This is a genomic window from Streptomyces sp. NK08204 (assembly GCF_020400585.1).
Classification (GTDB): domain Bacteria; phylum Actinomycetota; class Actinomycetes; order Streptomycetales; family Streptomycetaceae; genus Streptomyces.
In genome coordinates this window covers 27,740-44,522 of the sequence record NZ_JAINVF010000029.1, presented here as the reverse complement: position 1 = coordinate 44,522, position 16,783 = coordinate 27,740, and the positions used below count along the sequence as shown (strand labels likewise).

4 protein-coding genes and 1 pseudogene are annotated in these 16,783 nt (G+C 73.1%); all 5 read right to left on the bottom strand.

Annotated features, from left to right (window positions below):
- Window positions 1-17: 17 nt before the first annotated feature.
- Window positions 18-947, bottom strand: a complete 930-nt coding sequence (locus tag K7G59_RS30035) for an AfsA-related hotdog domain-containing protein (RefSeq protein ID WP_225839740.1) — start codon at window positions 945-947, stop codon at window positions 18-20.
- Window positions 944-2,950: pseudogene (locus tag K7G59_RS30030) on the bottom strand (beta-ketoacyl synthase N-terminal-like domain-containing protein); the annotation flags it as partial. The gene K7G59_RS30035 and the pseudogene K7G59_RS30030, both read right to left, overlap by 4 nt.
- 292 nt (window positions 2,951-3,242) lie before the next feature.
- Complete coding sequence (locus tag K7G59_RS30025; RefSeq protein WP_225839738.1) at window positions 3,243-15,425, bottom strand: type I polyketide synthase; 12,183 nt, start codon at window positions 15,423-15,425, stop codon at window positions 3,243-3,245.
- A gap of 46 nt (window positions 15,426-15,471) precedes the next feature.
- A complete protein-coding gene (locus K7G59_RS30020) occupies window positions 15,472-15,918 on the bottom strand; it encodes an ester cyclase (RefSeq protein ID WP_225839737.1) in 447 nt (148 codons plus the stop codon).
- Window positions 15,911-16,780 (bottom strand): MBL fold metallo-hydrolase, encoded by an 870-nt coding sequence (locus K7G59_RS30015; RefSeq protein ID WP_225839736.1) that lies wholly within the window; start codon window positions 16,778-16,780, stop codon window positions 15,911-15,913. The genes K7G59_RS30020 and K7G59_RS30015 overlap by 8 nt, the downstream gene beginning before the upstream one ends.
- Between the last annotated feature and the right edge of the window lie 3 nt (window positions 16,781-16,783).

Genomic DNA, 16,783 nt, shown 5'->3' with positions numbered 1-16,783 from the left:
AGAGTTCGCCGGTTCGCTCACGGATTCGGTTCGGTCAGTTCCAGGGTTCCGCTCGCGACGCGGACGCCGGCCTGATCGATGCCCACCGACGCGGTCACCGTTCCGGGTCGTCCGGTCACCGCCGACACCACGCATTCGGCGGGCACGTCCGTTTCCACGAAGATGCCGAAGTCAAGCTCGGCCCGGGTCAGCGCCGCCTCGCCCGTGCGCAGTCCCGCCTCCGCCGCGCTGCGCAGTGCGGACTGCCGCATGGCTTCGATGAGCAGCGATGCGGGCAGGTGGTCGTAGTCCCGGTCGAAGAAGGACAGGTGGGTGCGGTCCACCACCAGGGGGAAGCGGTTGGGCCGGGTGGCGGGGGCGATCACCACGTTGCCGGGGTCGTGCCGGCCGACCAGCTCGGGGTCCAATGGCTTGGTGTCGGGTGTGCCGGCTGCCTCCGCGGGCCGACGGGACCGCTGGTAGTCCCGGATCTGCCGGTAGGACTCGCGGGGGAACAGGATGCTGCCGAACGACAGCGTCATGGCCCGTGCCGAGCCGACGACGAAGTCGCCCGCGATGTCGAACGTGCCGTCGGTCTGCGTGACGCGCACCTTGATGACGCCTTTCAGGGGCGTGCTTCCGTCGGTGCGGAACGCGTCCAGGTCCGGCACGGCCAGCGTCAGTTGTTGTACGGCCGACGGGGTGCCCCGTGGGACTCCGAGATACTCGTGCCGGGCCACGACGAAGGCCTGCCGGAACGCCTCGATCACGGCTGCCGGGTCGTGTAGGTGTGCCCGCTGGTCGGACCACAGGGGGTGGTCGTGCGCCACGCGTACGGCGATCGCGAACTCGTCCGCGCCGATGCGCGCGTGGTCGGTGACGAACACCTCGCGGGGTGAGCGCCGGTTCACCGTCATGGGCGGCACGAACCGGTCGAAGGCGAGGGCTGCAACGGGGTCGGTGGTCATCGGGGCCTCCGGGACTGGCAGCGCTCGGCCAAGAGCTTGGCCAGCGAGCGGATCGTCGGGTTGTCGAGGATGTCGGCCATGCTGATCCGCGTGTCGGTCAGCGCCTGCAGCCGACCACGCAGTTCCACAGCGGACAGCGAGTTCAGGCCGTGTGCGGCGATGTCGTCGTCGTCACCGACCGCGCCGTGCTCGCCGAGTACGTCGCCCACGGCGGTGCGGACCGCGGCGGTGACGTCGCTCGCGTGCCCGGTGGTGGGGGCATCGGGCACGGCGTTCGCCGTGGACCGTGCCGACCAGTAGCGTTGCCGGGCGAAGGGGTAGGTGGGCAGGTCGACGCGCCGCGCGCCGGAACCGGCGAACACCTCGGCCCAGTCGACCACGGCGCCGGTCACGAACCGGTCGGCCAGGTCACGTAGTGCGCTCTGCCCGACCACGCCGGTCACGGTGCCCGGCTTCGGTGCGTCGGTGAGGGCGCGCAGCCCCGTCAGCAGTTCGTCCCGGTCCGTGCCGAGCACGACGGCCCGGTGGGCGAACCGTGCCCGGGACAGCAGGGTGAATCCGACGTCCGCCGGGTCGACGTCCGCCGGGTCGGTGTCCGTACCTTGCAGCCACACGAGCAGCCGAGCGGCCTGTGCGGCCAGCGCGTCCTCGGTCTTCGCCGACAGCACCCAGGGCACGGCGGGCATGGGGCGCCGGGGCGGGTCGGGCGCCGGCGGTGCCTGTTCGAGGATGACGTGGGCGTTGGTCCCGGAGATGCCGAACGAGGACACCCCCGCCCGGCGCGGTCTTCCCGTCTCCGGCCACTCCCGCCGGCGCGTGGCGAGCTCCACCGCACCCGACGACCAGTCCACGTACGGGCTCGGTGCGTCGACGTGCAAAGTGGCGGGAACAACGCCCCGCTGCATCGCCGCCACCATCTTGATCATCCCCGCGACACCCGCCGCCGCCTGGGTATGACCGATGTTCGACTTCAACGACCCCAGCAGCACCGGCCGGTCCCCGGACCGCTCCTGCCCGTACGTCGCCAGCACCGCCTGCGCCTCGATCGGATCCCCCAGCACCGTCCCCGTGCCATGCGCCTCCACCACATCCACATCCCCGGGCGACAGCCCGGCATCCGACAGCGCCGACCTGATCACCCGCTGCTGCGACGGACCGTTCGGCGCCGTCAACCCGTTCGACGCACCGTCCTGGTTCACCGCACTGCCCCGCACCAGCGCCAGCACCGCATGCCCACGCCGACGCGCGTCCGACAAGCGCTCCAGCACGACCACACCCACACCCTCGGCCCAGGCCGTACCGTCCGCCGCCGCCGCGAACGACCGGCACCGCGCATCCGGCGACAGACCACGCTGCCGGGCGAATTCGAGGAAGACACGCGGCGTCGCCATGACGGTCGCGCCGCCGGCCAGGACCAGGTCCGACTCCCCCGACCGCAGTGACCGGCACGCCAGATGCACCGCGACCAACGACGACGAACACGCCGTGTCGACGGTCACCGCCGGACCCTCCAGGCCCAGCGTGTACGCCACCCGGCCGGTGATCAGGCTGCCTGCCGTGCCGGTCAACCGGTACCCCTCCGTACCGGCTTCCTCGATGTCGCGCCCGTACTCCTGCGCCATGTGGCCGACGAACACTCCGGTCGCACTGCCGGCGAGGGAATGCGGGTCGATGCCCGCGTTCTCCAGCGCCTCCCAGGTCACTTCGAGCAGCAACCGCTGCTGCGGATCCATCGCGACCGCCTCGCCGGGACCGATGCCGAAGAAGGCGGCGTCGAAGTCCGTGGCACCGTCGAGGAATCCGCCCTCGCGGACGTACGTCGTGCCCACCCGGTCCGGGTCGGGATCGTAGAGCGCCGCCAGATCCCACCCACGGTCGGTGGGAAACGCAGAGATCACATCACGCCCACCGGCCGCGACCTCCCACAGGTCGGCCGCCGACGCGACACCACCGGGATAACGGCACCCGACACCCACGATCGCGATCGGGTCATCGTCGTCGGCGGGGCCGCGGCCGTTCCGGCGCAGTCGCTCGATCTCCTTGAGCGACTCGCGCAGTGCCTTCACCAGCCTGGCTTCGGTGTCCTTGCTCATCGCAGGTCACTCCGCCCGCAGTCATGCGAGTGGTCGTCGACCACGACGGCCGGTACCGACATCCACCAGATGCCCAGCCCGATGAGGCCCTGCCAGAGCGCCGCCATGAGAACCCGGTCCCACCGGGCCGACGCGGACCGGGCCCGGCTGCCCGCGGCCGCGTTCCGCGGGACCGGAATCCGTACCGTTGGAATCCGGTCGGTCATCGCGGGCCGCCCTCGCCCAGCGCTGCCGCGATCAGTTCTTCGGTGTCCATCGTGTCTATCAGCTCCTTCCGGCTCGGCCGCGCGTCCGGCACCGGCGCGACGAGGGTTCGGTGTATGTGGTCGGTGAGCGCCGCGGGAGTGGGGTGGTCGAACACCGCCGTGGCCGGCAGCGGCACATCGGTCAGCGGTGCGAGGGCGTTGCGCAGTTCGATGGCGGTGAGCGAGTCGACGCCCAGGTCGCGGAAGGTGCGGTCCGTGTCGAGCGGCCGTCCGTCGCGGTGGCCGAGCACCGCCGCCAGCTTGCGGCTCACCAGGTCCAGCACGCGTGTGCGCTGCTCGTCCTGGTCGAGGCCGGCCAGTTCGTGCCGCAGCCGTACCGCGTCGTCCTGGTGGCTCTGCCGGGCCGGCGCGCGCAGGGTCACCGCGGTGACCTGTGCGCGCGGCGCGGTCAGGGCGGCGTCGAACATCGCCAGGCCGTCGGACTCGGTGATCGCCGCCAGCCCTCGGTCGCGCAGCCGCGCCAGATCCGCCTCGCTCAGGTGCTCCGTCATACCGCGCTGTCCCGCCCACAGTCCCCAGGCGATGGACACCGCGGGCAGGCCGCCGGCCTGGCGATGCGCGGCCAGCCCGTCCAGGAAGGCGTTCGCTGCGGCGTAGTTGGCCTGTCCCGCCGAACCGAGCGTGCCGGCCACCGAGGCGAACAGCACGAACGCGGTCAGGTCCAGCCCGCGCGTCGCCTCGTGCAGGTGCCAGGCGGCGTCGGCCTTGGCCGCGAGTACCGCTGCCAGCCGCTGCGGTGTCAGCGATCCCAGCACCCCGTCGTCGAGTACGCCGGCCGTGTGCACCACGGCGGTCACATCGGGTGTCACCAGGTCGGCCACCGCGGCCCGGTCGCTGACGTCGCAGGCGGCGATCTCGACCGCCGCGCCCAGTTCTGCCAGCTCCGCCCGCAGGGCGGGTGCTTGGGGCGCGGCCGGACCGCGTCTGCTGACCAGCAGCAGTCGCCGAACACCGTGCGCCACCACGAGGTGACGGGCGATCAGCGCGCCGAGACCGCCGGTGCCACCGGTGATCAGCACCCTGCTTTCCGGGCCGAACGGGGAGCCGCCCGTCGAGGGTTCCGCCAGCGTGGCCAGGTGGGCCGCGTGCGGCACCCCTGACCGGATGACCAGTTGCGGCTGCTCCGTCGCCAGGACCGCCGGCAGGTCGAGTTCGCCGTCGGTGTCCACCAGGATGAACCGGCCGGGCTGTTCGGCCTGCGCGGACCGGACCAGGCCCCACACCGCTGCGCCGGCCAGGTCCGGCACGTCCTCGCCAGGCAGCGCGACCGCGCCGCGGGTGACGATCACCAGCCGCTGTGTCGTCGGCGCGGTCAGCGCGCCCAGCACCGTCCGCGTCGCCGCATGCACCGAGGAGACCACGTCCGCGCCGGTGGGAAGGCCGTCCAGGACCGTGACATCGTCGTGCGGCACAGAGACGGAGGCAGCGGCAGCGGCGGGTGTGGGGGGCAGGGGGGTCCAGGCCAGTTCTCGTAGGCGGCCGGCCGACGCGGACATCGGGCGCAGGCGCACCGATTCGGCGGTCAGCACCGGCCGGCCCGCCCGGTCGTACACCGCGACCGACACGCCGTCCGGACCCGCCGGGGACAGCCGGACGCGCAGGCTGTCCGCCCCGGTGCGGTGCAGCACCAGGTTCTCCCAGGCGAACGGGACGTCGGTGCCGCCACGGTCGGTGGCCACCAGCCACACCTGCAGCGCCGCGTCCAGCAGGGCCGGGTGCAGGCCGTAGCCGGTGGTGTCGACGTCGGCCGCGATCTCGGCGAGCACGTCCTCGCCGTCGCGCCACATCGCGCGCAGTCCGCGGAAGGCCGGGCCGTAGTCGTATCCCTGCTGCGCCAGCCGGTCGTAGGCCCCGTCCGGGTCGATCGGTACGGCGCCTGCGGGCGGCCAGACCGTCAGCGGCGGAGGGTCTTGCCGGTCCGCCGTGGTCACCGAACCCCTGGCGTGTACCACCCAGGGTGCCTCCGGCTCGTCGGGGCGGGCGGACAGCACCAGCTCACCGGTCGGGTGGGCGATCACCTGGACGGTCAGCCGGCCCTGCTCGGGCAGCACCAGCGGAGTCTGGATCACCAGTTCGCGCAGTGTGTTCGCCCGGGTGTCGGTGCAGGCCCGCAGGGCCAGTTCGGCAAAGAGGGTGCCGGGGGCGAGCACCGTGCCGGCCACCGCGTGGTCGGCCAGCCAGCCGGGCGAATTGCGGGTGACCGAGCCGGACAGGATCACCGTGCCGTCGTCCGGCAGCTCCATGCGGGCGGTCAGGACGGGGTGGTCCGCCGCGACGAATCCCAGGCCCGTCGCGGCGACCGGCGATTGCGGCTGCAGCCAGTAGTGCCTCCGGTCGAACGCGTAGGTGGGCAGCTCCGCGAAGGGGCCGGACGGCTCGCCGAACACCGCCCGCCAGTCGACCGGCAGGCCCCGCGCGGACAGTTCGCCGAGCGTGGACAGCAGGGTGGCCAGTTCGGGCTGGTCACCGCGCAGCAGCGGCAGCGCGGGCACCTCGGTGGGAAAGCTCCGCGCCGCCAGCGTGATCAGTGCCCGCCCCGGCCCCATCTCGACGAAGGTGCTCGCGCCGAGCTCCGCCAGGGCGTTCACGCAGGGCAGGAACCGCACGGTCCCCCTGGCGTGCCGCAGCCAGTAGTCGGCCGAGCGCAGGTCCCCTTCGGCGGCCGGCCGGCCGGTGACGTTGGACATGATCGGGATCGTCGGCGGGTGATAGGTGACCTCCCGGGCCACCTTGGCGAACTCGCCCAGCAGGCCGTCCAGTCCGGCCGAGTGGAAGGCGTACCGGTTACGGAGCCTGACCGATCGCCGCCCGCGCGCACGCCAGCGTTCGACGACCCGCTCGACCGCGTCCGGCGTCCCGGAGATCACCGTGGCGTCCGGCGCGTTGAGGGCCGCGATCGACACACCGGGCTCCAGGGTGGGCTCGATCTCGTCGGCGCCCGCCAGGATCTGCACCATGCTGCCGGGCGGCAGGGCGGCCATGGCACGGCCGCGCGCGGTGATCAGCCTGGCGGCGTCGGGCAGGGACAGGATGCCGGCCACGTGCGCCGCGGCCAGTTCGCCGAAGGAGTGGCCGAGGAGGTAGTCCGGTCGCAGTCCGAAGGATTCGACCAGCCGGTAGAGCGCGACCTCGACGGCGAACAGCGCGGGCTGGGTGTACTCGGTCTGGTCCTGGAGGACGGCCGCGTCCGGCGAGCCCTTCTCGGCGAAGAGCAGGTCGGCCATCGGCCGGTCCAGGTGCGCGTCGAGTTCGGCGAGCACCTCGTCGAGGGCGGCGGCGAACTCCGGGAACTCGGCGTACGGCGTCGCGCCCATGGTCGCGTACTGGCTGCCGTGTCCGGGGAAGAGGAACACGACCGGTCCGGTCCCCGGCTCGGTCTGCTCGGCCGACCCGGCATGAGCGGCCCCGGCATGAGCGGCCCCGGCATGAGCGGTCCCCGCCAGCCGGTCGAGCAGTTCGGCGCGGTCCGCGCCGGTGATGACCGCCCGGTGCGGGAACCGCGACCGGGTCGCCACCAGTGCAGAGGCGACAGCCGCCGGGTCGAGGTTCTCGTTCGACCGGACGTGGGCCAGCAGGCGGGCGGCCTGGCCGCGCAGCGCCGGTCCGGTGCGCGCGGACAGTACCCACGGCAGCACCGGCCAGTTCCGCTGCGCCGCAGCCGGTTCCGGCTGGTCGGGTGCCTGTTCGAGGATCACGTGGGCGTTGGTGCCGGAGATGCCGAACGCCGACACGCCCGCCCGGCGGGGTCGCCCGGTGTGCGGCCAGTCGACCGGCTCGGTCGCCAGCGCGACGGCTGCGCCCGACCAGTCCACCGCGGACGTCGGCGGGTCGGCGTGCAGTGTCGGCGGCACCAGGCCGTGGGTGAGCGCGCCGATCATCTTGATGATGCCGGCCATGCCTGCCGCTGCCTGGGTGTGCCCGAGGTTGGACTTGACCGAGCCGAGCAGCAGCGGCCGGTCGGCGGGCCGGCCCTGGCCGTAGGTCGCCAGGATCGCCTCCGCCTCGATGGGATCGCCCAGGACCGTGCCGGTGCCGTGCGCCTCGAGCACGTCGACGTCCGCGGTGGACAGGCCTGCTCCCGCGAGGGCGGCACGGATCACGCGTTGCTGGGACGGACCGTTGGGCGCGGTCAGCCCGTTGGAGGCGCCGTCCTGGTTCACCGCGCTGCCGCGCACCACGGCGAGCACCCGGTGCCCGCGCTCCCGGGCCCGTGACAGGCGCTCCAGTACGAGCACGCCCGCGCCCTCGCTCCAGCCGGTTCCGTCGGCCGCCGCGGAGAACGGCTTGCACCGTCCGTCGGCGGCCAGTCCCCCCTGCTTGGCGAACTCCACGAACACCCTCGGCGTGGCGATCACGGTGGCGGCGCCGACCAGCGCCAGGTCGCACTCGCCGGAGCGCAGCGACCGCGCGGCCAGGTGCACCGCGACCAGTGAGGAGGAGCAGGCCGTATCCACGGTGACCGCGGGCCCCTCCAGGCCGAGCGCGTAGGCGACCCGGCCGGAGGCGACACTGCCCTGGCTGCCGATCAGCCGGTAGCCCTCCACGCCGGCCGCGGCGTCGTCGGCGCCCGCGCCGTACTCCTGGGCCATGATTCCGGCGAACACACCGGTGCGGCTGCCTGCCAGCGACTGCGGGTCGATGCCGGCGCGCTCCACCGCTTCCCAGCTCACTTCGAGCAGCAGCCGCTGTTGCGGGTCCATCGCGGCGGCCTCGTGCGGGTTGATGCCGAAGAACGCGGCGTCGAACGCCCCCGCGTCGGCGAGGAACCCGCCCTGCCGCATGGAGAGGCCGCTCACCTGCCAGCCGCGGTCGGTCGGGAAGTCACCGATCGCGTCCCTGCGGTCGACCACGGCTTGCCACAGGTCCGCGGGCGAGTCGATTCCGCCGGGGAACCGGCAGCTCATGCCCACCACGACGATCGGATCGGTGTCGTCCGCCACGCGCGCCGGCTGCTCGTCCGTGCGCTCGGTGCGTCCGGTAGTCCGGTCGCTGAGGTACCCGGCCAGTGCGGCAGGCGTGGGGTAGTCGAAGACCACGGCCGCGGGCAGCGTCATTCCGGTGGCTGTTCTGAGCCGGTTGCGCAGCTCGACGGCCAGCAGCGAGTCGAAGCCCAGTTCCCGGAAGTTGCGGTCCGGATCGATCCGCTCGCCGCCGTCGCGCCCCAGGACGATGGCGGTCTCGTTCCGGGTCAGCGTGAGCAGGTCCGCGGGCGTGGAGGCGGCGGGCGGCGCCTGATGCCGGGTCGGCGCCAGGTCCCTCAGCACTGCGGGCAGTTCGCCGAGGTCGGCGGAGACCTGGAGCACCGCGCGGTCGACCGGCATCGCGACGACGTACGGCCGGTGCTGTGCGAGGGTGGCGTCGAACAGGGCCAGCCCGGCGTCGACCGGCAGTTCCGTCAGGCCGCGCCGCTCCAGCCGGACGATGTCCGACGCGCGCAGCTGACCGGCCATGCCGGTGTCGCGGTCCCACAGCCCCCAGCCGATGGAGAGCGTGGGCAGCCCGCGATCGTGCCGGTAGGCGGCCAGCGCGTCGAGGAAGGCGTTGGCCGCCGCGTAGTTGGCCTGCCCCGGCCCGCCGCACAGGCCGAGCACCGAGGAGAACAGCACGAGCGTGGCGCCGGTTCGGGCGGTGGCCTCGTGCAGGTACCAGGCGGCGTCGGCCTTGGGCCGCAGCACGGAATCCATCCGGTGGGGGGTCAGCGAGTCGAGTACGCCGTCGTCGAGCACCCCGGCCGCGTGGATCACCGTGGTCAGCTCGGGCGTCACCAGGCGGGCGAGCGCGGCCCGGTCGGTGACGTCGCACCGCACCACCTGCGCGGTCGCCCCCAGCTCGGCCAGCTCGGCGACCAGTTCACCGGCGCCCGGCGCGTCCGGTCCCCGGCGCGAGGCGAGCACCAGATGCCGCACACCGTGCCGCGTCACCAGGTGGCGGGCCAGTGCCGAGCCGAGTCCACCCGTGCCACCTGTGATGAGAGCCGGCCCGGAGACCGCACCGGAGACCGCACCGGGAGTCGTCGGGTCGAACGTGCCCAGGGGCGTCGGCGGCACCGGGGCCAGGCGGGCCGCGTGCAGCACGCCGGACCGGATCATCACCTGCGGTTCGCCGCACGCCACGACGGTGGCCACGTCGACGTCCGCGTCGGTGTCCGCGTCGGTGTCCACCAGCACGAACCGGCCGGGAGCTTCGACCTGTGCCGCGCGCACCAGACCCCACACCGCGGCGGCGGCCGGATCGGGCGCGCCTTCGCCGGCCGGCCGTACCGCGCCGCGGGTGACGATCAGCAGGGTGCTGTGCGCCGACCGTTCGTCGGCGAGCCAGTCCTGCAGCACGTCGAGCACCCGGTGGGTGGCGGCGTGTGTCTCGGCGACCACGTCCGCTCCGGACCGCTCCGACGGGGTGCGTGAGACGAACGGGCCATCGAGCACTACGACGTCCGGGATCGGCGCCGTCCGGTCCAGGGCGGACCAGTGCGCGACCGACACCGGGGCCGTCCGGGGCCGCTCCAGCGGCGGCCAGGTCAGCTCCAGCAGACGGTGGGCGGCGGACCGCCCTGCCCGGGACACCGCGGCCTGCTGCTCGCGCGACAGGTGCCGCAGCACGACCGAACCGACGGTGCACACCGGCCTGCCGGCGTCGTCGTATGCCGCCAGGGAGATCTCGTCCGGCCCGCTCGGTGTGATCACCACCCGCAGTGCGGTGGCGCCGGTCGTGAACAGCCGGACGCCGGTCCAGGAGAACGGCAGCGCCACGCCGCGCTCGGCCACGGTGACCAGGGCCGCGTGCAACGCCGCGTCGAGCAGCGCCGGGTGCAGGCCGAACCCGGCCGGATCCGTGCCGTCGGGAAGCGCGACCTCGGCGAACACCTCGTCGCCCCGGCGCCACACCGCGCGCAGGCCCCGGAATGCCGGGCCGTAGGCGTAACCGCGCTCGGCCAGCCGCTGGTAGGCGTCGCTCAGGTCGACCGCGGTCGCCTCGGCGGGTGGCCAAGCAGCCAGTTCGACGGACCCGGCCGTTTCCTGGGCGGCGGTCCCCTCGTCGGCGGTCTCCTCGGCGGCCAGCTCGCCACGCGCGTGCGTCGTCCACTCGCCGTCGGTGCGGGAATGGATCGCGACCTCGCCGCCGTCCGCGACCACCCGGACGGCCACGCCGCCCTGTTCGGGCAGCACGAGCGGGCTCTGGATCACCAGTTCCCGCAGGACACCGTGGCCGACCTCGGCGCCCGCGCGCAGGGCCAGTTCGACGAATGCCGTGGCCGGCAGCAGCGTCGCGCCTGCGGCCGTGTGATCGGCCAGCCAGCCGTGCGTGGCGAGCGAGAGCCGTCCGGTCAGCAGCGCCGCGTCGGTGTCCGGAAGCTCGGCCACGGCGCCGACCAGCGGATGATCCGCGGAGGCCAGGCCCAGCGCGGTCACGTCCGTGTGCGGCTTCGGTTCCAGCCAGTACCGCTTGCGGTCGAAGGCATACGTGGGCAGCGGCACGCGGCGGGCGCCGCCGAACACCGAGTCCCACACCACCTCGCCGCCGCGCACGTACCGCTGTGCGGCGGAGGTCAGCAACCGCGCCGGGCCGCCCTCGTCGCGGCGCAGGGAGCCGACCACGACGACAGCGCGGCCGTCCCGCTCGGCGGTCTGTTCGATGTGGATGCCCAGCGCCGGATGCGGGGCGCACTCGACGAAGTGGGTGAAGCCGTCGGCGAGCAGGGCCTCGACGGACCGCTGGAAGGCCACCGGCTGCCGGCAGTTCTGGTACCAGTACGCGGCTGTCAGGTCCTCGCCCGCGACGGCAGCCCCGGTCACCGTCGAGTAGATCGGCACGGAGGCGCGGGAGGGCCGGACGAACGAGGCCAGGTCGGCGAACCGGTCCTCCAGCGGATCGACGAGCGAGGAGTGCGAGGCGAACGGCGTCACGATCCGGGCCGGCACTCCGGTCTCGCGCAGCCCGGCGACGAACTCGGCCAGCGTGTCCGTCGGCCCGGCCACCGTCGTACCGTTCGGACCGTTGACGCCCGCGATCTCCAGGCCGGGCAGCAGCCGCCCCGCCACCACGCCTTCCGGTGCGCCGACGGCGACGATCGCGCCGGGGAGCTGCTCGGCGATCAGCCGCGACCGGGCCACGATGAGCCGGCATGCGTCGTCGAGCGAGAGGGCACCGGCGACGCAGGCAGCCGCTATCTCGCCCTGCGACGTACCGACCACGGCGTCGGGCCGTACGCCGAGCGAACGCCACAGTTCGGCCAGCGACACCAGCACCGCGAACAGCGCGGGCTGCACGATGTCGACGCGCGCCAGCCAGGAGTCGTCGGTGGTCTCCCGGACCGTGTCCAGCAGCGACCAGTCCACCAGCGGGTCGATGATCCTCGCGCAGTCGGCCATCCGCGCGGCGAACACCGGAGCGGAGTCGAGCAGTCCGGCGGCCATCCCCAGCCACTGGATGCCGTGCCCGGGAAAGAGGAACACGGTCTTCCCCGGATTGTCCTCCGCCTGGCCGTGGATCACGTTCGCGGCGGGCCGGCCGGCCGCCACCGCCTCCAGCCCGGCGGCCAGTTCGGCCGAGTCCGTGCCGATCACCACCGCGCGGTGCGCGAACCGGGAGCGCGTGGTCGCCAGCGATCGGCCGATACCGGCGAGGTCGTGCTCGGTGGCGTCGTGCTCGGCGACGTCGTGCTCGGTGGCGTCGTGCTCAGTAACGGCGTGCTCGGTGGCGTCGTGCTCGGCGACGTGGGCGAGCAACCGCCGTGCCTGGCCGCGCAGCGCGTCCTCGGTCTTCGCCGAGAGCACCCAGGGCACGGCGGGCCAGCGTGGCTGTCCTTGGGGTGCGATCGGATCGGCGGGTGCCTGTTCGAGGATGACGTGGGCGTTGGTCCCGGAGATGCCGAACGAGGACACCCCCGCCCGGCGCGGTCTTCCCGTCTCCGGCCACTCCCGCCGGCGCGTGGCGAGCTCCACCGCACCCGACGACCAGTCCACGTACGGGCTCGGTGCGTCGACGTGCAAAGTGGCGGGAACAACGCCCCGCTGCATCGCCGCCACCATCTTGATCACACCCGCGACACCCGCCGCGGCCTGGGTGTGCCCGATGTTCGACTTCAGCGACCCCAGCCACAGCGGCCGTTCCCCGGACCGCTCCTGACCGTAGGTCGCGAGCAGTGCCTGCGCCTCGATCGGGTCACCCAGCGTCGTGCCCGTGCCGTGTGCCTCGACCGCGTCGACGTCGGCGGCCGTCAGACCGGCGCTGGCCAGCGCGGCCCGGATCACCCGTTCCTGCGACGGCCCGTTGGGCGCGGTCAGCCCGTTCGACGCACCGTCCTGGTTGACCGCCGAGCCACGCACCACCGCCAGCACCCGATGCCCGTGACGACGGGCGTCCGAGAGCCGTTCCAGGAGCAGGACGCCGACGCCTTCCCCCCACCCGGCCCCGTCGGCCGCCGCGGAGAACGCCTTGCTCCGGCCGTCGGGCGCCATCCCGCGCTGCCGGCTGAACTCCACGAAGACCCAGGGGGTCGCCATGACGGTGACGCCGCCGGCCAGGGCGAGCGAGCACTCTCCCGACCGCAGTGCCTGCGCGGCCAGGTGCAGCGCCACCAGCGACGACGAGCACGCCGTGTCCACCGTCATCGCCGGGCCCTCGAACCCGAAGGTGTACGAGACGCGACCGGAGGCGACGCTGCCCTGCGTGCTGGTGACGGCGTAGCCCTCCAGTTCCTCGGGGCGGTCGCCGGTGGAGCCGTAGTCGTGGTGCATGACTCCGGTGAAGACGCCTGTCGCGCTGCCCTTCAACGAACCAGGATCAATACCCGCCCGCTCCAGCACCTCCCACGACACCTCCAGCAGCAACCGCTGCTGCGGATCCATCGACAACGCCTCACGCGGAGACACCCCGAAGAAACCGGCGTCGAACTCCCCCGCGCCGTAGAGGAATCCACCCTCGCGGACGTACGTCGTGCCCACCCGGTCCGGGTCGGGATCGTAGAGCGCCGCCAGATCCCACCCACGGTCGGTGGGAAACGCAGAGATCACATCACGCCCACCGGCCGCGACCTCCCACAGGTCGGCCGCCGACGCGACACCACCGGGATAACGGCACCCGACACCCACGATCGCGATCGGGTCATCGTCGTCGGCGGCGGCGTCGGCGGCGGTCCGCGTGGTCCCGACCGGCTGCGGGCGGTCGTCGGCCGGACCGGAGGCCGGCAGCGCGTCGGCCGGGTGGTGGTCGGCGGCGTGGTGGTCGGCGGCGTGGTCGCCCAGGTGTGCGGCCAGGTGTGCGGCCAGCGCGGCCGGGGTCGGATAGTCGAAGATCGCGGTCGCATCGACCCGCCTGCCGATCGTCGCCGACAGCCGCTCGGCCAGTTCGATCGCGCTGAGCGAGCCGAAGCCGAGATCCTGGAAACTGCGCTCGTGCGGCACGGCATCGGCATCGTGGTGACCCAACTGGGCGGCGATCTCGGTCCGGACGACCCTGATCAGGTCGTCGTCCGGCCCGGGCACCGCGCTGGCCGGCCTGCCGACATCTGTGGCCGGCCGGTCGAACGCGTAGGTGGGCAGGTCCACCAGGCGCGCGCCGGCGCCGGTGAACACGGCGGACCAGTCCACCTCGGCACCGGCCACGAACTCGCGTGCCATCACCGACAACGGTTCCGCGGCCGACCCGACCACCACCGCCGGTACGACCGCGTCGGCCAGCTCCCGCAATCCGGACTCCAGTTCGAGTTGGGTGCGGCCGAACACGACCGCGCGAACCGGGAACGGCGTCCGGGTGGCCGCCAGCGAGAGACCGACGTCCACCGGGTCGGATCCGGCGGCCTGGTCCAGCAGCCGTCGGGCCTGCCCGCGCAGGGCGTCTCCGGTCTTCGCGGACAGCACCCACGGCACCACCGGCAGGCCCGACGGCGCTGGCGGACGGGGCTGCGGTGGTGCCTCGGCGAGCACCACGTGGCAGTTCGTGCCGCCGAGGCCGAACGAACTGACGCCGGCCACGGCCGGACCGGCGGGCCACGGCCGCGCCTGCGTGTTCACCCGGAGGTTCAACTCCGCCAGCGCAATGGCCGGATGGGGCGCCGCGAAGTGCAGACTCGCGGGCACCTGCCGGTTCTGCAGGCTCAGCACGGTCTTGAGCAGGCCGGCGATCCCGGCCGCGGCCTCCAGATGGCCGATGTTGGTCTTGACGGACCCGACCAGCAGCGGTGCCGTCCGGGTCGGGACGGTGCCCAGCGCGGCACCGAGGCCGGCCGCCTCGACCGGGTCGCCCACGGCGGTACCGGTTCCGTGCAGTTCGACGTACTGGACCGCACCGGGGTCGACCCCGGCCTGGTCGTACGCCCGCGTGAGCAGCGCCTGCTGTGCCGTGGCGCTGGGCACCGTCAGCCCGTCGGTGCGGCCGTCGTTGTTCACCGCGCTGCCGACGACGACCGCGGCGATGCGGTCGCCGTCGGCCAGCGCGTCGGCCAGCCGCTTCAGTACGACGAGGCCGCCGCCCTCGCCGGGCACGAAGCCGTTGGCCCGGCTGTCGAACACGTGACACCGGCCGTCCGGGGACAGCACGCCCATCTCGGCCAGGCCGCTGTGGGCGTCCGGGGTCACCATCAGGCTGGCCCCGCCCGCGATGGCCAGGTCGCACTCACCGGTCCGCAGCGACTGCACCGCCAGGTGCACCGCGACCAGCGAGGAGGACTGCCCGGTGTCCACGGTGAGGCTCGGTCCCTGCAGGCCCAGGGCGTGGGACAACCGGTTGGCCACCATGGCCCGTTGTCGTCCGGCGAAGGTGTAAGGGCCGGGCGTGGACGCCGGCGTGCTCTCCCCCGGCGCGGACACGAACACGCCCGTCCGCGTGCCCGCCAGCCGGGTCTCGGTCACCCGGGAGTGTTCCAGCGCCTCCCAGCCCAACTCCAGAATCAGCCTCTGGTGCGGGTCCATGGCGGCGGCCTCCCGCGGGAAGATGCCGAAGAAGCCGGCGTCGAATCCGGAGATGTCGTCGAGGAATGCGCCACGGCGCGCGATCATCCGGTCCGGGGGCGGGTCGGTGACCGCGTCGGTGCCCGAACGCAGCAGCCGCCAGAACCCGGCCGGTCCGTTCGCCCGGGGCAGCCGGGCGGCCATGCCGATGATCGCGAAACCGTCTGTCATGATGCATCTCCTCGACGAAATCCCGAATGACGACGCAGGGTGCCGGTCAGGAAGCGGCGGTCGCCTGGGAGAAGGCGGACGTGTCGGGCGGCGTCATCCTGCCCAGCTTCGTCAGCAGGACGTGCAGGTCGTTGCAGGCCCAGTGGTCGCTCACGCGGCCGTCGCGGACCCGCACGATGTGGATCTCGTTCCAGCTGATGGTGCGGCCGGTCGGCGCCGCGCCGAACACATGGCCCTTGTGCGTGCCGGACACCTCGACGTGCTGGATGACGAACTCGCCGTCCTCGAAGTCGCGGATCAGCTCGACCTTCATGTCCGGGAAGCCTTCACGCTCGACCCGGATCACCGACTTGACGCCCTCGCGGCCGGTGTCCATTCCGGGAGCCGCGTTGTGGTTGACGAAGTCCTCGGTCATCAGCTCGTCGAGGACCTCGGTCTTGCCCTGGGAGAAGGCCTCGTCCAGGATCCGACGACACATGATCTTGTTAGACACGATGTTCTCCTTGGAAGGGTTTTCCGGTCAGCTCACAGAGAGCCACCTGGATGTTCACGAGAGTTCGTTCCGGTTCGAGCCAGCCCGCCGCCGGGCCCGGATCGAACCGGGCCCACACCGTTTCCGCGGGCAGCTGTTCGGCGTGCGCCAGCCGGGCCGCGGCGAGCACGCGGTCGAAGTAGTCGGCCAGGTCGTGCAGCGCCTCGATCCCGGCCGGCCTGCCGTGGCCGGGAAGGACCACCCTGGGGCGCAGCGCGATCAGCTGGTCCAGTGCCGTCCGCCAGCGGCCGACCCGGCCGTGCACGGCCAGCGGCGTCACTCCGGCGAAGCACAGGTCGCCGGTGATCAGCACCTGTTCGGCAGGCAGCCACACCGCGAGGTCGGCCGCCGAATGGGTGTCGGTGAACTCGAGCACCCGCGCTCCGTCGGGCAGCGCGCGTTCGATGCCGGCGGGTGGGACCGGTTCGGCGGCCACGCTGTCCCAGTCCGCCAGGCGCGTCGCGAACCTCGGCATCACCTTGGCGAGCAGTACGGGCAGGCCGGGTTCGCCGATCATCCTGCGCATCCCGGTCACCGTGCGCGGATGGGCGATGATCGGCACCTTGTCGAACAGGACGTTCCCGCCGATGTGGTCGGTGTGGATGTGCGTGTTGACGACCAGTTCGGCGCCGCGGCCCCGGCGGGTCAGTGCGGTCACGATGTCGGCCGCCATCTCCGGCAGCAGCATGGTGTCGATCACCGTGGTCGGCTCGCCGAGCAGCAGCACGCTGTTCGACAGGCCCGCGCTGCCGTCGCCGTTCACCACCGCGACCACGCCGTCGGCGACTTCCACCTCCCGGCGTGCGGGTATTGCGACCGGCATGGC